This is a genomic window from Mucilaginibacter sp. NFR10 (assembly GCF_900100445.1).
GTDB lineage: Bacteria > Bacteroidota > Bacteroidia > Sphingobacteriales > Sphingobacteriaceae > Mucilaginibacter > Mucilaginibacter rubeus.
In genome coordinates, this window is record NZ_FMTV01000001.1 from 1,737,041 (window position 1) to 1,756,237 (window position 19,197).

The 19,197-nt window shown below is 40.7% G+C and carries 18 protein-coding genes; 4 read left to right on the forward strand and 14 right to left on the reverse strand.

Going from position 1 to position 19,197, the window contains the following annotated elements; all coding sequences use genetic code 11:
* Nucleotides 1-53: 53 nt before the first annotated feature.
* The 4 genes from BLP33_RS07135 to kaiC are packed head-to-tail and all read right to left on the reverse strand — an operon-like array spanning nt 54 to nt 4,090.
* Nucleotides 54-1,721 carry a PAS domain-containing sensor histidine kinase gene (locus BLP33_RS07135; RefSeq protein ID WP_090526012.1) on the reverse strand — a complete coding sequence of 556 codons (1,668 nt, stop codon included), beginning with the start codon at nt 1,719-1,721 and terminating at the stop codon, nt 54-56.
* A 2-nt stretch (nt 1,722-1,723) separates the two neighbouring features.
* Nucleotides 1,724-2,041, reverse strand: coding sequence for a circadian clock KaiB family protein (locus tag BLP33_RS07140; RefSeq protein ID WP_090526013.1), 318 nt, complete (start codon nt 2,039-2,041; stop codon nt 1,724-1,726).
* 4 nt (nt 2,042-2,045) lie between these two features.
* Complete coding sequence (locus BLP33_RS07145; protein ID WP_090526014.1) at nt 2,046-2,342, reverse strand: circadian clock KaiB family protein; 297 nt, start codon at nt 2,340-2,342, stop codon at nt 2,046-2,048.
* On the reverse strand, nt 2,342-4,090 hold the full coding sequence (kaiC, locus tag BLP33_RS07150) for a circadian clock protein KaiC (RefSeq protein WP_090526015.1): 1,749 nt from the start codon (nt 4,088-4,090) through the stop codon (nt 2,342-2,344). Before kaiC ends, BLP33_RS07145 begins: the two co-directional genes overlap by 1 nt.
* 402 nt (nt 4,091-4,492) lie before the next feature.
* On the opposite strand from kaiC, the gene BLP33_RS07155 reads away from it, so the two are divergent.
* From BLP33_RS07155 to BLP33_RS07170, 4 genes are all read left to right on the forward strand, one after another.
* The gene (locus tag BLP33_RS07155) at nt 4,493-7,492 is read left to right on the forward strand and encodes a PAS domain S-box protein (protein WP_090526016.1); all 3,000 of its coding nucleotides are present in this window, start codon (nt 4,493-4,495) and stop codon (nt 7,490-7,492) included.
* A complete protein-coding gene (locus BLP33_RS07160; protein ID WP_308421683.1) occupies nt 7,476-7,943 on the forward strand; it encodes a response regulator in 468 nt (155 codons plus the stop codon). The genes BLP33_RS07155 and BLP33_RS07160 overlap by 17 nt, the downstream gene beginning before the upstream one ends.
* A 283-nt stretch (nt 7,944-8,226) precedes the next feature.
* Nucleotides 8,227-8,733, forward strand: coding sequence for a ferritin-like domain-containing protein (locus BLP33_RS07165; protein ID WP_090526017.1), 507 nt, complete (start codon nt 8,227-8,229; stop codon nt 8,731-8,733).
* A 25-nt stretch (nt 8,734-8,758) separates the two neighbouring features.
* Nucleotides 8,759-9,037: a hypothetical protein gene (locus BLP33_RS07170; RefSeq protein WP_139159948.1), complete on the forward strand. Its 279-nt coding sequence runs from the start codon at nt 8,759-8,761 to the stop codon at nt 9,035-9,037.
* 25 nt (nt 9,038-9,062) lie between these two features.
* Here the strand turns inward: BLP33_RS07170 and BLP33_RS07175 are convergent, their stop codons facing one another.
* From BLP33_RS07175 to BLP33_RS07220, 10 genes are all read right to left on the reverse strand, one after another.
* Nucleotides 9,063-9,452 (reverse strand): hypothetical protein, encoded by a 390-nt coding sequence (locus tag BLP33_RS07175; protein ID WP_090526019.1) that lies wholly within the window; start codon nt 9,450-9,452, stop codon nt 9,063-9,065.
* A gap of 75 nt (nt 9,453-9,527) precedes the next feature.
* The gene (locus BLP33_RS07180) at nt 9,528-10,322 is read right to left on the reverse strand and encodes a DUF6438 domain-containing protein (RefSeq protein WP_090526020.1); all 795 of its coding nucleotides are present in this window, start codon (nt 10,320-10,322) and stop codon (nt 9,528-9,530) included.
* A 12-nt stretch (nt 10,323-10,334) separates the two neighbouring features.
* Nucleotides 10,335-10,967: an HAD family hydrolase gene (locus BLP33_RS07185; protein ID WP_090526021.1), complete on the reverse strand. Its 633-nt coding sequence runs from the start codon at nt 10,965-10,967 to the stop codon at nt 10,335-10,337.
* 273 nt (nt 10,968-11,240) lie between these two features.
* Entirely contained in the window at nt 11,241-11,900 is a 660-nt protein-coding gene (locus tag BLP33_RS07190; RefSeq protein WP_090526022.1) for an MBL fold metallo-hydrolase, read from the reverse strand.
* 170 nt (nt 11,901-12,070) lie between these two features.
* A complete protein-coding gene (locus BLP33_RS07195) occupies nt 12,071-13,411 on the reverse strand; it encodes a PhoH family protein (protein ID WP_090526023.1) in 1,341 nt (446 codons plus the stop codon).
* Between the two features lie 652 nt (nt 13,412-14,063).
* Entirely contained in the window at nt 14,064-14,822 is a 759-nt protein-coding gene (locus BLP33_RS07200) for a TIGR03915 family putative DNA repair protein (protein ID WP_090526024.1), read from the reverse strand.
* A gap of 2 nt (nt 14,823-14,824) precedes the next feature.
* On the reverse strand, nt 14,825-16,081 hold the full coding sequence (locus tag BLP33_RS07205) for a putative DNA modification/repair radical SAM protein (protein ID WP_090526025.1): 1,257 nt from the start codon (nt 16,079-16,081) through the stop codon (nt 14,825-14,827).
* Between the two features lies 1 nt (nt 16,082).
* Nucleotides 16,083-16,286, reverse strand: a complete 204-nt coding sequence (locus BLP33_RS07210) for a hypothetical protein (protein WP_090526026.1) — start codon at nt 16,284-16,286, stop codon at nt 16,083-16,085.
* Between the two features lie 645 nt (nt 16,287-16,931).
* Nucleotides 16,932-17,483 carry a hypothetical protein gene (locus BLP33_RS07215; RefSeq protein WP_090526027.1) on the reverse strand — a complete coding sequence of 184 codons (552 nt, stop codon included), beginning with the start codon at nt 17,481-17,483 and terminating at the stop codon, nt 16,932-16,934.
* Between the two features lie 127 nt (nt 17,484-17,610).
* Nucleotides 17,611-19,155 (reverse strand): FG-GAP repeat domain-containing protein, encoded by a 1,545-nt coding sequence (locus BLP33_RS07220; RefSeq protein WP_090526028.1) that lies wholly within the window; start codon nt 19,153-19,155, stop codon nt 17,611-17,613.
* Nucleotides 19,156-19,197: the final 42 nt, after the last annotated feature.

Below are 19,197 nucleotides of genomic sequence, written 5' to 3' on the forward strand. Positions count from 1 at the left end.
CAATATCAGAAGTATTTATGTCAACTGCAATTTTGAGCCTAAAAAACAGTCATTTACTTTTCAAGCAAGGGCAGCTCAAAATAAAAAGTAGCGCCTGCACCAAGCTCACTTTCTACCCCTATATCGCCGTTATGATTATTAATGATCTCAGCCGAGATATAAAGCCCCATACCAAGGCCGCTCGTCATAAATTTTTTATCTTCGACACGATAAAACCGCTCAAAAATATGCTCGATTTGCGCGGCAGACAATCCGATGCCAAAGTCTGTTACTGATACACGCACCTTACCGTTTATATTCCGGGTTTCAATAATGATATTTTTATTCCCGGTTGAATATTTTACAGAGTTGTTAATGAAATTTACCAGTACCTGCTCCAGCCGGCCAGCATTTCCATCTATAAAAAAATCATTTTCCGATTTATTGATAAAATTAAATTCGGGATAAAGGTGGATAGCATTTTCTAAAGTTGACGCTACCAGTTCACGAAGGTTTACTTTCGCCATGGCATATTCAAGGCCTCCCGCATGAATTTTGCTTACATCAAGCAAATCGTTAACCAAACGCTGAAGCTTATTTAAAGCAGTGCCGGCCTTTTCAATATATTGTTTTACTATTGATGGTACTTCCTCCTTTTTATAGGCCAAAATAAGCTGTAAATAACCTTTCAGGCTGGTTAAAGGTGTTTTAAGTTCATGGCTGGCCACACCAATAAACTCATCCTTCAAATCAAGCTGCTTTTTCTGTTCCTCAATGTCGGTCGCGGTACCTACCCAAAAAAGGATTTCCCCGTTATCATCTCTTAACGGCACTGCGCGGTTAAGGTGCCAGCGATAAGTATTATCCCAGCGGAGGTACCTGTTTTCCAATTCATAAACACTCCCGCTTTGCAAAGATTCGAGGTAAGCACTCATTGTTTTTTGCAGATCATCTGGGTGTACGATCTGTTGCCAGCCCCAGCCTGCTGTTTCACCATATCGCCTGCCCGTATAATCAAACCAGCGCTGATTATAAAAATCAACTTCGCCACCGGGCAAATTCGTCCAGGTCATTTGAGTAATGTTATTAGCCAGCAACTTAAAATGTTCCCTGCTGATAAGCAAATCATTGGTACGCTCCCTCACAGTATCTTCCAGATCATTATTCAGCCTCTCGGCAATATTCTGGGCTTCTTCAAGCTGATCATTTTTAATTTTCAGCTCCCATTCGGTTTCCTTTTGAGCAGTCAAATCGGTCAGGATCAAACTCAATGCCGTTCCTTCATCAAGGTCAAGCGTGGTAGATGATAATAAACAGGGAGTCAGTTTACCATCCCGATTTGATAATAAAACCTCGCCCTTGCAATCGGCATTCCAGCCATCCCTGATTATCTGCTTATACTTCTCCACCGAAACTTCGGCAACAAAAGTGTTCAAATCCAGCCCGATCACTTTTTCCAAGGGTTCATTAACCATAGCCGCAAAGCTCGAATTGCTATATAATATCGTACCATCGCTATTCAACGTAACAGCTCCCTCGTTCATTTTTTCAATGAAAACGCGGTAGGTTTGATCGGCCGTTTTCAACGTATAAAGCTGGTGGCCTTCATCATCTTTAACTATAAAAGCATCAACCTGACCATTACGAATAGCAGAAATGACGTCGGTAGCTTCTTCTAATTGATATCGAAGCTTATTGTTTTCCGCAAGCAACTGCTCATATGTAAGTTTGTCCGGCTCCATAATTAGCTTTCTGTAAGTATTCCCAGCCCTTTTAAAACTTTGTCGGTGTTTGACATATCTCCGATAAGCTTACGTTCGACGCCGGGAGATTTTTTAATAAGTAAAGGCAATGCTATGATCTGTTCTTCCTTGGCAATGAGCGGTTGCTGATAGACATCAATTATCTCGAGCTCGTAATTAGGCTTAAGGTACTGCTCACAAATAATTTTCAAGTTGGCTATTGCCCTGACAGAATTGGGCGATGCTCCAATTACAAATAAACGCAATCGGAAAAATTGACTTTCTCCCTGATCTAAAGGCAACTGGTTTTGCTCGGTCATCTAACTATTTACTTACTGGTATTATATTCAATCCAACCAAAACTTTTTCCTCGTTGCTCAAGTCGCCTATTATTTTGCGAATCGGTTCAGGTACTTTTCTTACCAGCGTGGGGATTGCAAATATTTGATCCCCTTCGGCCAGTTGAGGCTGCTGCAGCAAGTCAATTACTTCAATAACATACTGACCTTTCAAATGTTCTTCACAATATTTTTTTAGGTTGGTGAGCGCGGTAACTGATTTAGCAGTTTTGCCCGCTACATACAGCCTTAACTCATATTTTATAACTTCATCCAGTTCCATTATTTTTTACTTTTTGATTTACTTTTAAGCGTATCCGCATTTCCGCGGCGGATATCGGTTATCTCCTGGCGGTTTCTTTCTATAATATTCTGTTTTAATTCTTCTTCCAGGTATATTTTATTTAATTCCTCCTCTGTCGATTCAAATTCGGCCTGCAAGCTTGCAATTTTTGATTCAAGCATCATACGCCGACGCAATATCTCTTTATCTTTACGGGATATTGCGAATTCCCTCAATGCGACGCCTGTTTTTTCTCTTAATTTTTGTGCTTCCCTGGCCGATCCTGTAAGCACTCCATCAGGGCCAAGATAAACATCAACCAGGCTTAACCCTTTATCGGTAATGGTAAACTCGCGTACCTGGTTTGAGTGGCTCATCCCACGCGATTTCATAATATATAACCCCCTGTTGCGTTCACCGTTCGATTCGATATCCCTTACAAGCAGCCAGGTATCAACTAATGATGAGACGCCTTCGTCGGTTTGTTCACTTACCACCGTATTTAAACTGAGGGCAGTAAACATAACCGTGATCTGTTCGTCCTGTAAAAAATCTATCAGCCTAATCAGCATCGATTTTACTTCACTTACCGAACCCACCGTAATGAGGTTTGTAATCGGGTCGAGGATCACCGCTGCGGGTTTAAATCTTTTAATAATCTTATAAATAGCAACGAGGTGCATTTCAAGACCGTAAAGCGTAGGACGCGAGGCATGAAATTCAAGTAAGCCATTGTCAATGTGTTTTTGCAGGTCGAGATTGATTGATTTCATATTGCGAAGGATCTGCTTAGGCGATTCCTCGAACGCAAAATAAAGGCACTTCTTTTTGTTATTGCAAACCTCATTGGCAAAGCAGGCCGCAATACTTGTTTTGCCGGTGCCGGCCGTGCCCGAAACCAGGATACTGCTGCCCTGAAAAAAACCCTTGCCTCCAAACATGCTGTCAAGGGAAGGTATCCCCGATGAAATTCGTTTTGATGATACTTCTTTTTCGAGAACTAAAGATGTTACCGGAAGCACGGAAATGCCATCTTCATCAATTAAAAATGGATATTCGTTGGTACCATGCTGTGTACCACGATATTTTACCACGCGCAAACGACGGGTCGAGATCTGATTTACAACCCTGTGATCAAGCAGGATCACACAATCTGAAACATATTCTTCAAGCCCCTGCCGTGTCAATGACGAGCCGTCACCTTTTTCGCCGGTTATAATAGCAGTTACACCTTTTTCCTTTAAAAAAGTAAAAAGCCTTCTAAGCTCGGCCCTCAATATAATTTGGTTTGATAAACCCGAAAAAAGATTTTCCAGGGTATCCAGTACTACTCTTTTTGCCCCGATGCTGTCAATAGCAAAGCCCAAGCGGATAAACAAACCTTCCAGATCATATTCGCCTGTCTCCTCAATCTCGCTTCGGTCTATATGCACATGATCAAGTCTTAATTTTTTATCATCCTGGAGTTTAATTAAATCAAACCCAAGCGATGCTACGTTCGAAGCCAGTTCATCTGCCTTTTCTTCAAAAGCCATAAAAACACCGGGCTCATTAAACTCGGTAGCTCCCCTTACAATAAACTCAAGCGACATAAGAGTTTTACCGCAACCCGCTTCACCACATATCAGTGTTGGTCTTCCATTAGGTAAACCACCGCCCGTTATTTCATCTAAACCGGTAATACCGGTAGGAGTTTTGGGCAATTGCTCAAACGTTATAAGCTGCTGTTTTTTATGCAATTTGGTCATAATAAATCCAATCTGTTTAAACTACCCGTATACCACAACCATCAAGTATACAGGATTTTGTTTTATTGGTATGGTAATAGTGATACTTATAAAATTGTTTTGGCATAATTGATTTTGTGAAGTAAAAAAATCAAAAAACTTGGTGAAATTACTGTCCCAGATAAATCTCCCCATTATACAAACCTTTGAAACCTCATATCACCAAATTCTCTAAAAACAGAAGTAAACATTTATACAGGTATACCGTTTAAAAAACAAGGCATACGCTTCTGTAACCCGTTTTTATCAATAATTGCAGTTATATTAATATAACTGCATACTCATTAATTGAAAATTATGATGTATGAATTGAGATTTTGATCTTAATTATTATAGCCTATATTTATAAATATTATTTATATAATGAATAACGACGCCGGCCTTCATCAACAATTAAGCGAAGATATTTTCCGTATGCTGATAAGGGAGTCTCCTACCCCGGTAGCATTATATATTGGCGAAACAATGGAGATCAGGATTGCCAATAAAGCCATGATAGATATATGGGGGAAGGGCGATGATGTTATTGGGCATAAATATTTTGACCTACTGCCCGAATTCGAAGAGCCGGGCTTTCATGCAATATTATCAAATGTATACGATAACGGTACGGCTTATGAATGGAAAGAGCAAAGGGTTGATGTTATGGTTGACGATAAACTTGAAGAATTTTACTTCAACTTTATTTTTAAACCATTACGGAACAATGATGGTGAAGTTTGGGGTGTGCTGAATACAGCTACAGATGTTACCGAACTGGTTAACACCCGCAAAAAGCTGGCTGAAACTGAACAGCGTGCTCAATTTGCCCTGCAAGCTGCCGAACTGGGTACCTGGGATTTAAACCCCAGATTAGAAACCGCAACATGGGATGACCGCTGTAAAGAGCTTTGCGGTTTTCGAAAAGATGATGAGATAAAGTATCATGATCTGTTGAAATTTGTCCACCCGGAAGATGAGCAACGCTTGCGAACAGCAGTAATGCAGGCTTATGATCCTGTAGGCAATGGTAATTATGATATAATCGTCCGCACTGTTGATGACACAGGACACTTGAAATACTGGATTCACCTGAAAGGTAAAGCGTATTTTAACGATAATCATGAGCCCATCCGCTTTGCAGGTACCGTACAGGATATAACCCGCGAAATATTAGATAAACAGGAACAACAAAAACTGATTGCGCTGATTGATAAAACAGCCGACGTGGTTGCAGTAGGCAGCATGGACGGTTCTGTAACCTATATCAATAAAACGGCATACACTATATTAGGTATCGGGAGTACAAAGGAGGCTTTAAAACCCGGCGTTGAATATTTTGCAGATCATGAAGCAGACAAAGTAATTAATGAGATAAACCCCGCTGTACAGCAGTACGGTAAGTGGGAAGGTGAAATGCACTACCGGCATTTTAAAACAGGAGAGAATATTCCGGTTTACGTTAACTGTTTCAGAATCGATGATCCGTTAAATGGCTTGCCTATTGGTATGGCATCCGTGGCCCGCGATCTGCGCCCCGAAAAAGCGGCAAGAAATGAGCAGTATAAATTATTGTCGCTTATTAACCATAGCTCAGATTTTGTAAGCCTATCCAACCTTGATGGTAATGTAACCTATGTAAATACCGCCGGGCGAAAAATGTTAGGTATAAAAGGTGCCAACGAGCACAGGAGGCACAACAGTGAATATTTAATGCCTGATGAGCTTGATAAGCTGAGGGACAAAGTAAATCCAATTTTAATGAAGCATGGTAAATGGAGCGGTGAAGTACTTTACCGCCATTTCCAAACCGGCGAAGCCATACCTGTGTATGGTACCACCATGCTGGTTTATGACGCTGTAACCGGCTTGCCACAGGGCCGGGCTTCAATTGCCAGGGATTTGCGAAGGGAAATTGCCGATAAAAAAGCCCTTACTGACAGTGAACGACTGCTTAAAAGCATTACTAATGCATCGCCAACAGTACTTTGGATGGCCGATGCTGAAGGTAATATCACTTACGTAAATCAAACCTGGGTTGATTGGACCGGCATTAAATATGAGGATAATATGGGCGCAGGATGGATCAACGCGCTTTTAGAAGAAGACAGAACCAGGGCTGCTGAAAAGTTCTTAACCGATTTAAATGCCCGCCGGTTCTATGAAGTTGATTTTAGGATCACACGCAGGGATGGTGAAATAAGATGGTGTATAGCCACCGGCAATCCGCAATACAATGAACAGGGGGAATTTACCGGGTACATAGGTGCTTGTACTGATGTCACCGATAAAACACTTGCCGAAAGCGAAGTGAAATTACGTAACAGGGAATTGAATAACCAGATCAGGCAGTTTGAGTTTGTTACAGGTTTTATGCCAGTGCAACTTTGGACGGCCCGCACGGATGGTCAGGTCGACTACTTCAATCAACGTGCTGTAGATTACTTTGGCGCCCAGGCAAATGAAATAGCAGCATCCTGGCTCAATGCTATTCATCCCGATGATAGGGATGCTTGTATTGAGGCTTGGAACTATGCAGTGAACACGGGTAATGTTTACCAATGTGAATTTAGATTAAAAGATAAAGATCAAAATTACAAGTGGCATTTGTCCAGGGCTTTACCCTTTACCATTGACGGTAAGATCATTAAATGGTTTGGCACTAATACAGATATTGATGAGCAGAAACAACTACAACGGCAAAAAGATGATTTTTTAGGTATTGCAAGTCATGAATTGAAAACCCCGGTTACCAGCATAAAAGCATATGCCCAGGTATTGGGTGCTATGCTTAGCAAAGAAGGCGAGCAAAAAAAAGCCGAAATGGTACTTAGGATGGATGCCCAGATTAACCGTCTTACCAACCTCATAGGCGATCTCCTTGATGTTACCAAGATTAACTCGGGGAGGCTACAGTTTAATAAAACATGGTTCGATTTTAATGAAACACTACAGGAAACTGTTGAAGACCTGCAGCACACTACCCAAAAACATAAACTTATCCAAAACTTTACCCCAACAGGCCGTATCTATTCAGACAAAGATCGTGTAAGCCAGGTTATTACCAACCTTATTACAAATGCTATCAAATATTCGCCTCATACCGATACCATCATCATCAACACTCGCCGCGAAAACAATGAGGTGATTGTTTGTGTGCAGGATTTTGGCATCGGGATACCCGAAGACAAGAAGGACCGGGTATTTGAGCAATTTTACCGCGTAAGTGGGAACAAGCAGCATACTTTCCCCGGTTTGGGGTTGGGATTATACATCTCGTCAGAAATTATCAAGCGTGAAGGCGGCAGAATGTGGGTAAACAGCATTGAAGGCAAAGGGTCTACTTTTTGCTTTGCATTACCTGTAGATGATATCAACAGTTAATGATCTGTTGGATAGTTTACAATCAGGTAAATTTATCACAGCTAATTTCAGAGGGTTTAACCAAGCCCTTACGCCTAAAATGGATACAAAGAACAAGAAAATCATGATTGCGGATGATGACCCCGGCATTGTAGATGCTGTGGAAATGCTGCTTGAATTTGAAGGCTATGAGGTAACGTCAACCGTAGATGGTACAACAGTACTTGATATGAAAGACGAACTCCCCGACTTGCTACTGTTAGATATCTGGATGAGCGGCGAAGACGGTCGCGATATCTGCAGGAAGCTAAAACAAGACGAGCTAACCAAAGATATACCTGTTATCATGATATCGGCAAGTCGCGATATACGTGATTCTGCAATGATGGCCGGTGCCGACGACTTTTTAGCCAAGCCTTTTGACATGGATGATTTACTAAAAAAAGTGGCCTATTTTGTTCAAAAACCTTAATAATAGACAACAAGCATCAATCAACTAAATAAACATTACCCCTCTTCGGAAAGAACCTTATGGCGGCCGTCTCACCCGGCCGCCGGTTTTTCCCGTTGCTTAAGTATCCCTTTAAAATTAATATAAAACTGACATGCTAAAATGCTATTACGCCTCTCCGGGATAAGTCCTCGCGATGGCCGTTTTATCCGGTCGCCGATTCATCCAGTTGTATTTTATGGCATGTAGTTAAACTGGTCATTTCACTGGTCAACCTAACTAAAATATAAAAACATTAACCCATATGATACGTTATTTATTAAAACAAAACAATAACGCCATGGGAGTTTTACAGCACGTACAACATCAGATCTCGGCACTGAACGATCTGATCAAGATAAATAACGACCGGATAGCCGGATATCACAAGGCTACCGAAGCAACAGATGAAACCGGATTGAATTTACTTTTTAATGAATATATTGATCAAAGCAAAAATTACGTTAGTGAAATACGCGATTACATTCATGTATTAGGAGGAGATCCAGCAGACGGTACTACCCTCGCGGGGAAATTTTATCACGCCTGGATGGATGTAAAATCGGTTTTTGTTAGTAAAGACAGCCGCTCGATACTTTCGGATTGCGAATATGGCGAAGATATAGCAAAAAAAGCTTATCGCGCCGCGCTTGACGATAAAGAGTTGATATGGGAAGATGAGCAGGTTGTAACCCTGCTTAATAACCATTTAGAAGGTTTAAAAAAAGCGCATGATACCATTAAATCGTTAAGAGATACGGTTAATGCCTGATCATAATTTTTGTTATATTGAGCAAATGAACAATTCAAATCAATCATTTTTTTCGGCATGCCGCATACCTGGTCAATACGCTAAGGTTGCCTGCACACAGGATAAGGTAATTTATACGCTTTCGCAATTAAAGCAGGCCACAGTTGCTGATATAGCGTTGAAGTTAAGGGAGTATGAACCAACGGTAAATACTTTCACACATGAGAAAAACACAATTGAAGTGCTTGACTATTTGTTTGCCCGCGGTTTGGTAAAGATCACCAAACAAAACGGCGAGTTAAACTACAACCTGGTTAAGGCTTAAGCAGGTTGTAGTTTAATGCATTTTATTACATACCTGGCGCAAGTGGTTTGGCCGAAACTACGCTGTCAACTACAAAAACGCTCACCCCTCTCCATGGAAGCGTGTGCAGGTATTCTTTATAGTGAAGTTCTAAAAATGAGCCTGCGTTGCTGCTCAGTTCTTTTGCTACTTTTTCGTCGGTTACCGAAAATATAAATTCATTTGAGCCAATTGTGCCCCCTGTAACCTGTGTGCGGAGCCCGCTTTGAATTAACCTGCCTTCATAAGTTTTAAATACGTAACCTTTCTTTACAAAATAGTTCATAGTACCGGCTTTGGTTCCCTCGCCAAAAACAAAATAATATCGATAGTAAAAAAAACCTACTATAATCAGTAGTAATATAAGGGTGATAATAACCTTGGTTTTTGTTTTCATCGGAGATTTTATTTGCTAACTAAGCTACAAAAACTTAGCAGGTAAGCAAACATTTATATCATGACAATGGCCTGTTTAGTTTGCCGGCTTCTCTCCTTCTTTGATTTTCGTGAGGGTCACTTTTTTAAAAGACTCCACTAAGAAGGTAACCAAACCGCTTAGGCTAAAAGGTGGATCATTGGTAGTTAGCGTAAGTTTGTCCTTATTGTTTTCAAAATCGATATCCAGGTAATAATTAGGTGCATCTGTAACCTGGCTACCCTGTTTCCAATCGTACATCTTTTTTAGTTCGCTCCGTTTTAGCCAATAGTTGAGGCTATCAAGTTGCTGGTTAGTAAGCTTCCCGGCATAATCTCCCTTATAGGGATCTGCAAACTCGCCGCCTTTTAATCGATAAGTGCCATCTGCCCAAATATTGATCAGTAATTGAGGGCAATTGCCATAACAGGTTGAGGAGAGGAAACGAAGTTTTGAAAATTTGATCCCGTTATCGAAACTGGCCTTATAATTTTTAAACTGTAAGGGAGGGCGACCAGCTAATTTTATAGCATTATCATTAACAGCTTTGATAGTCAATTTTTTGCCATCAAAATAGTTGATGATAAACTTAGAAACATCAATATGCTGTTGTTTAAAATTATCTGCACTGGTAGTATATGTATCAATTATTTTAAGCGTATCATGCTCTATTTTGTATTTGTTTTCGTGTTTCTTATATCCATCCGAATTAAAATAAACCTTGCCACTGTTAAAATAAAGGTAACCGAGATCTTCGGTTATCCATTGTTCTGATTCAACAGTAGTATGCTGGCCCATTACCGGGCCGCACAGGATAGTCAGAAATAAAATAAGCAGTGATACGCTTTTCATGTAAACTAAAACTTACAAACTCAAATAATATTGGGTAAGCGATTCAAAATCGTCAAACTTATGATCATAATCATCGGTATTACCAAAACCGTAACTAACAAACACAAATGGGATACCGGCAAGGCGCGTTTGTTCAGCATCGCCATTAGTATCGCCTATGTAAACCGGGTTCTGCAAATTGTGTTTATTCATGAGCAGATGCATATTGTGGTTTTTAGGCATCTGGTTGGTGCCATAAGCCATGCTATCTGTAATAACTTCATTAATGCCAGCCCATGTTAAAAACAACGGAATAATACCAACAGCACAGTTACTTAATACAAATAATTTGTATTTGCCTGCCAATTGTTTTAAACCCTCTGTAACCCCACCGTACATAATACCACCGCTGGTTGGTAATATTTCGCGCCTTACCTGGTTCACAGCATTGTAGATCTCCATCCCCTTTTCCTCATCAAATTCGGGCAACATTACCCGTGTAAGCTTTTTACCATCCATACCTATCACGTGCAGCAGTTCATCTCGTTTAATAGTCCTTTGAATGTCAAGCTTTTGAAATATCAGGTTCCATGATTCGGCGTAGGTGTCAACGGCATCCCAAAGGGTTCCGTCCATATCAAAAATGAGGCTATCGGGTTTCTGCATTAGCTAAAAGTATGTTTTTCGCTAAGATGAAAAATTAACGGCAATTAATGTTCATGTTTTCTTCATTATTAATCCTCACCTTAGCATTGTGATAAGGTTAACGCGGGTCGGCTTAGCAGGAGGCTGAGCCCGCAAAGAACCCCCGCCTCTCGGCGGGGGTTTCTTTTTATACAGGTGGCTTTAAAGTCGTAAGTCCTAAGTTCAAAGTCTTAAGTCGTCACGATAATGGTTTATAATCCTCCAAGTTAAGACCTGGGGCCTCAAGACTTCTGACTAAATACTTATCCCGTCCCCTACTTTATAAATTTCATGAAACTTGATTCCTTGCTTGTCAAAATGTTTTTTGTACGCGGCGTAACGCTGAAGTATGAAAAAATCTTTAGCAAACCCGTCGTGCACAGGCAAAATTTGCTTAGGATGCAGCTCATCGGCAAAGGCCGAAATTGTTGGTTCATTGGCAAATGGAGCCATCGAAACCATGATCAGCAACTCGATACCTTTAAAATTCAAAAGCTTCTCTTCCATCGAATCAACGGGGTGCAATACTTTGTTATTGATTAGGAAGCCCGTCATTTGAGGTAGCGGATTATCCATGATAAGTTCGTGCCTCACCGGGAAAGCCTGGAGTTTAAATGGCCCGGCTTTATGAGTTCCCTCTTCAAGCAATGTATATTTAAAATTGATTTTCTCCAGCTCCTTTCCTACCTGCGAATTAGTGACAACCGCTGCGCCGCTTAACTCTACAATACTTTTTAAGATATCTATATCGAAATGATCGGGGTGGATATGGGTGATCACAATAGTTTTTACATCAACAAACAATTGTGGTGTAACCAAACCTTCGGCAAATGAAAACTTTCCGGGGTCAAACAAGAGCTGATAGCCGTCTAATTCAAAAAGCAGGCATGAATGAAGGTATTTTGATATTTTCATAAGCGCGTAGGTTTATTTCCTAAAGATACACAGGAAAGACTTATGAAGTTTTAAAAAGTTGATCCCGATTGAAAAGCGGATATCACGCTCGGTGTTTGGACTCCAGGAATTTAGGGAGCGAATTATAAAAGCGCAAAGCCTTACTAAGTTAAAACGTTGCAAGTCTGGCTTTACAACAACTCCGTTGCCAAATTGGCCAGTTCGCTCCTCTCCCCTTTTTGCAGGGTGATGTGAGCATAAAGCGGATGCCCTTTCGCTTTATCTATTAAATACGACAGTCCGTTACTTTCAGCATCGAGATATGGGGTATCTATCTGATAAATATCACCAGTAAATACAAATTTGCTGTTTTCACCGGCCCTGGATATGATAGTTTTCACTTCGTGCGGGGTTAGATTCTGCGCTTCGTCAACAATAAAGAAAATTTTACTAAGCGTGCGCCCGCGAATAAAAGCCAGTGGAGCTATCGAGATTTTATCATTATTGACTAACTCATCAATTTTGGCCTGCATTTTTTCGTCGTCACCGAACTGATCCTTTATAAATTTTAGGTTATCCCATATTGGGGCCATATAAGGATCAATCTTTGATTTAATATCGCCAGGCAAAAAGCCTATGTCTTTATTGCTTAAAGGAACAATAGGGCGGGTAACAAAGATTTGACGATAATATTTACGTTGCTCGAGCGCGCTGGCCAAAGCTAATAGCGTTTTACCCGTGCCGGCGTTTCCTTGTATAGTTACTAATTTTATATCCGGGTGCAATAACGCATGAATAGCAAAAGACTGCTCGATATTACGAGGGTGAATATTTAAAACAGGTTGCTCGGTAACTTTTTCAAGCTGCTTAGTTTGTGAATTGTAAAAACCTACAGTATCGCCTTTTTTTCCTTTTAATACATAAAAGTGATTGTTGGTGTACGAACCTATCTTTAAATTTTCGGCCGGTAAATTTTCATTTTTATTCAGGGTGGTGATCAGTTTTTCCGTCACCTTATCTACATCGGTTTTACCTGTATAAAGCTCCTCCAGGTTTTTGATCTTGCCCGTTTCATAATCTTCGGCATGCAGGTTAAGGGCTTTGGCTTTGAGGCGAAGGCAAATATCTTTTGATACCAACACTACCTTTTTGCCAGGATTTTCTTCCTGTAAGCCAAGGGCCGCGTTGAGGATACGGTGATCCGTTTTATCTGAACCAAAAATCTGCTCGGCATCCTGGCCGGTAGTTTTAGTATCCATTGCAACTTTAAAGCTGCCTTTAGTTTTACCGTTAAGCGGGATCCATTCGTTGATCAGTCCATTGTGCGACAGGTCATCCATCAACCGGATAAAGCTTCGGGCCTCAAAATTACGGGTATCATTACCGTTCTTTTTATTATCGAGCTCCTCCAATACCTGGATGGGTATGGCAACATCGTGCTCCTGAAAGTTTTGAAATGCGTTGTGATCATACAGGATCACAGAAGTATCTAAAACAAATATTTTCTTCTGGTTACGCTGACCGTCCTTCATATCCGCCTAAAATAACGATTTTAAGGCTTGAAGAAAAATTTCTCCTCAAACAAAAAACCTGCAAAAGCGAAAACGGGAGTCATCTCTTGCGATTTGAACTCCCGTTTCCAAACTGTTGTTTAACCGTAGTTGCCCAACAGCATCAAGTTTTGTGTATCTCTTACCGACATGATCTTCGTCCGTTGCTCTCACGAGCGGTCGACTATTTTCAATGTCACCGGTTTCTGTTGTTTCCCTCCGTAGAGTTCTTCTTCTTAATTCCGGTACCTCCTTTAATTGCTTTCTTTTTTCAAAAGACTTTCGCCTTCTTCATTTTTTCTTGCAACTCAGGGACTTCCCTTGATCTTTAGTTCCCCCGAAGGTTCACCCGATTCAATTTCTGTTTTCCTGAAAGGCTGTCAAAGTACGTCGTTCTTGATGATTTCAATATCGGGACATTACCGTGATTTGGCAAATATTTTTGATTGTTTTTATTAACAGGTTATTAACAATAAACCAACACTTATCAACATTAAATTCCAATCCTTCTCAAGTATAAATCAAGGTAATTAACTGAAATACAGGCTACATTATTAACATTGCCCTTTATTAACAAAATGCATGAAAAACCATTTGTATCGAAAAAGGAAAAACGCGTAAAATCATAAAAACGTTAAATTTTCTCTGTTAAATGCCGCCAATATCGCCTCGGAATATGACGCACATGAAGCCTGGTATTTTTGCGTGAAGCGATGTTTATGCTATTAAAATAATTCTTCCAAAGGTCTTGATAGACACCTTCATCCTCGCTATAAGCCGCAATTACATTAACCGGTTTACTTAACTCATCAAAATTCATTTCGATGAATTGCGTGTCATGAAGATCGTAGTACAGCCCATAATTTCTTTTAATATCATAGATCATCCATTTTTGATCGGTATAGCGGCTTTTAAAATGCTTAATCAACAATGGCAATACATTAAAATCAGGTTCGATGGCAGCATAAAAAGTACCATCATTTAGTTTTTGAAACCTAACAAAAGCTTCCATCCTGTGTTTTTCGCGCCGCACCATCTTTAAAATCTCCGATAGTCGCATCACATATCTATTCCCGTAATCTTCTTCAATATTTTGGTCGCTGTCAAAAACATGGCGGATAAAACCCAGCACATTGCAGTCTTCGCCGGCAATTTCGGCCATGTGACTAATGTAAAGGCGCTGCACCCCGGCAGCTGAAAGTTTTTTCCGCAATCCCTTTAATACCCGGCCGGCGCGCGCCTCGTCAGTAACAATAGGAATTACCTCTTCAAACAACGCACAGCTGCGCCACTCCCCTTTCAATAACTTTACAGGATAGAGTTTACGTTCGTAAATCTCGAACACGGCTGTAAGCAAGCCTTCAAACGATCCGTCGTAAACCAGTGTGTTCATTGTCAAAACAGGTTAAGTTGGGTTTGTGTATTTTTAATGTACTTGCTTTGCGATTGGGCCATAATAAATTGCTTAATGTTTTGCCCCGTTAAATCCCGCCGTTCAAATTCATTGCTTTTGCAGGTAATAAAGTATCGCGCCCGGTTAATGGCCACTCCTATTTTTTTTAGCTGTTCCCAGCCCAGCCCGGCAAATTTACGTGCAGCCACAATTTTTTGTGCCGATAACAAACCGATACCCGGCACCCGGAGGATCAGCTGCAAATCGGCCTTATTGACATCAATAGGAAAAGCCTGCATATTGCGGATTGCCCAGCTGAGTTTGGGATCAATATCCAGATCAAGTAACGGGTTTTGATTATTGACGATCTCGTTTACATGGAAACCATAAAAACGCATGAGCCAGTCGGCCTGATAAAGACGATTTTCGCGCACCAGTGGCACCGCGGTATTCAAAGCAGGCAGGCGTTGGTCGGCCAATACAGGTACATAACCCGAATAATACACCCGTTTTAAGTTAAAATTTCTATAGAAATAATTAGCCGATTGCAGCACCTGCTGATCGCTCTCAGGCGTGGCGCCAACAATTACCTGGGTACTTTGCCCTGCAGGTGCAAACATGGGGGCGTTTTTGAAAAGCTTTTTCTCTTCTGTGTTCCGGATGATCTCCTGCTTCAAAAAATGCATCGGGTCAATCATGTCCTGCCGGTTTTTATCAGGTGCAAGCAGTTTTAATCCGGCTTCTGTAGGCATTTCTAAATTCACACTGAGCCTGTCGGCATATAATCCGGCCTCCTGCATCAGCTCCGCACTTGCACCGGGAATGGATTTCAAGTGGATGTATCCGTTAAAGTTATGCTCAGTTCGGAGTTTTTTAGCTACGTGCACTAATCGCTCCATGGTATAATCAGCATTTTTAAAAATACCAGAGCTTAAAAACAAGCCTTCAATGTAATTGCGGCGATAAAAGTTAATGGTAAGGTCAACTACTTCCTGTACCGTGAACGCGGCCCGTTTGATATCATTATTCTTCCGCGACACGCAATAAGCGCAATCAAAAATACAATGATTAGTAAGCAGGATCTTCAATAACGAAACACAACGCCCATCTTCCGTATAACTATGGCAAATTCCGTTACTGGCATTTCCCAAACCCTTGTCCTTGTTTTTCCTGTTACTTCCGCTCGACGCACATGATACATCATATTTAGCCGCGTCGGCCAAAATATTAAGCTTTTCCGTTATCCTGCCTACATTCATATCAATCAAAAATACTAATATTTTTAGCAACAAATTCAAATTGTGGGATAAATAAATGGGAAGGCAATTTTTTTTTGCTGTATGCCTCAACAACTTTTTCCTTCACGGCATTGATACCGCTGTTAGCACTATTGTTCATATTTACTTCCAACACCGCGTGAGCGTCTATAGCGAAAACTGGAACCGCCTGTACATTGTTGCGCAATTCAATATTTTTTTAAAAAAGCTCCGCAGCGACACAGATAAGCCAGATCAAGCGTTTTGGAGGCAATCAACGCAACAAACTTTAATGTATTTGCAACAAGCGCGAAGCACTTTCAATGAACTCATAGTGTGCGATGTTCGAACCAATTAGTACATTGACCGAATTCAATAAAAATTATTTTCAATTCAAATCAACAAAATAAACACTATAGAAATTCATGACCGATCTTTATTATACAGAGAGAGTCAATAAGATCTATCGTTAATACAAAAAAAGCGCTCCGTATCTCACCCCGGAGCGCTATTCAATGTTCCTACAAACACTGTTCAACTAAACTCAGATCTCTACAATCTAAGATTCGTGCGACTCAATAACGCAGGCTATAGGAGCAAGCGCATTGAAAAACCGGGGCAATAGTTGCCCATATATCATAATATTTAATATTCAATTGAAAAATAAATTTGAAATTTAAACAAAAACAGACCCTGCCTTATTTTTTCTTGCAAATGCGATCACCTTTTCATATGAATTATGGCAATATCAATCAACGCAATGATATTTAATATAACATCATAAGCATAGTTTCGATATAAACTCATCGGGGAACAAGCAATTGCAGGCAACTCAAAAAAACGGAGAGGTTATTTAGCAATTAGCCTTGGGCGGCTGTTTGGGTGTTTTTATGGAGCGAGTGGTTTCAAACTCAAAACTGTGCATATTGGGCGATGTAAGCTTTGTTTCAAAAACCCTGAAATCAATGGATTGAAATGACTGGGCAATCAATACATCTGCAAAGGAGATGCCTACATAAGGTACATGTTCTTTTTGAGGTACGGGTATACCTTTTACCGGCGCTGCATGCAATACATTATCCGCATTAAAACGCGTTTCCGCATAAGTAGGGATACATTTCAAGTACAATTTCTTACTTGTAACCCGCATCTGTATGTAATTATATGCCTGCTCTCCAAACTGGATCTGCCCCCTTATATTCTCATAATGCTTCCAGTCATGAATGCCCGGAAGGTTTACAGGGATAGCTATTTCTTTCAGATCGTGAATATCATACAAGCCTTTTGATGCCTGCTCATTATAAAAATTCTCCATCCGCCATGACAGATATTGATGCATAATCAGCGATCCGCCCGAACCATAGGTGTGCACGATCAACAATAATATGGCAACAAGTTTCTTCAAAGGTAGTATAATTTGATATCTGTAAATATAGAAAACCCGCAACATTTATGCAACAATTCACAAAACTATTTATTAAATTATTACAGGTATTTTTAAACAAAAACACTCTTTTGTCTATTATTAAAATTTATATCTTCAGCTTTCCCGTATTGGTTAGCAAAATAAATGGCGCAACCGGATTCCATCCCGGCTTAACCCCCTGCTGATTAATAAAACCCGTAGAATAATTACCGAGCAGGATATCCGGTTTGCCATCTTTATTAAAATCGCCCACATCCATGCAGATCCATCGTCCTTCATGCTCAATCGGTAAATTATGCGGCATGAAATGCAGCGGACTGTCTTGCTCAAAATACGTAAAGCCTTCTGCAGGGTTATTTTTCAAATCTGAAAAAAAGGCGATCACCGCAATATCCTGCAAGCCATCTCCATTGAAATCAGTTGCTACTGCTTTTGTAGCACCGTTAACCGGGAAGAAATAAGCCTTTTTGTATTTAAAATCACCCTGATTCAGGAAAATGTAAACACCATGAAACGGTTTCAACACACGGGAATAATCGCTGTTATCACCACTTGTATACAGGATATCCAGCTTTCCGTCTCTATTGAAATCAACCAGCTGAAAACTGCTCGACCCGTAAAATGGCGGGAACCGCAACAAATTGCGTGTTGTAAAACCACCCTTGTGATCATTCAGAAACAACCAGATCCCTTCGTCGGCCTGGGCAAACAAGCAGGCTACATCCGGCCATCCGTCATGGTCAAAATCGCCTGTTACTGCCTGCTCAGCTCCTGGTATTGAGCTAACAACATGCTTTTCAAATTTTTTATCGGGCAGCTGCGTGTATAAATACAAGCCTCCTGTGTTATGGCCAAACCCACATACTACAAAATCATCCAATCCATCTTTGTCAAAATCGGCGGTTAATGATTGAACAGGTCGAGGCAAACCGTTTGTTATTTCTTCATCCTGCCAGGTCCCATTGTCATTGAATGTAATATCAGTCAAAAAGCCGTTGAACACATCAACTGCATCCATCGATCCGATAAAAGTAAACAAGCCATGTTCTTTGCCCGTTGCATCTTTTTCAAAACGGGCATCAACAGCAGGCGAGCTATACCGGTGCGCCGAAAGCTGAACCAGTTTATCAGACCATTGGTAGATACTGCTGCTGTTACGGTCGCTGGTATAAACCTTACGCTCAATAGTATCAAAGACAATCATTGTGGTTGTGGCATCGAGGGGTTTGTAACCGCTGGGCTTTTCCAAACTAAAAACACCCCAATCTTTAACCGGCTTAACAGGTTGCTGTGCCGGCTTAAGTGCCTTCGGTGCCGATTTGCTATAATAATCTACTATTTTCAGCCACTCATCATATGACAAAGCCGATTTTGCTGATGGGTTGTTCACATACTGATCATCATCATAAACCTGTATCCCAAGCCGGGGCGCCATTGCAGGCAATACATGTTTAACCCATGTTTCTTTATCAAGAAATTGCGCTTCCGGGTACTCATGACAACTTTTGCAGTATTTTAATGATAGCGACTTACCATCGTTTTTTGCCAGGTCGCCCTCGGCTGCCGGCTCTCCGCAGCTAAACTGCATAAAGCATACTACAGCACCAATCAAAAATACACAAAACGATAACCGGCGTTTTCTCAGATCCATTTAAGCTTGCTGATACCTTACCACAATATTAAAATACAAGAA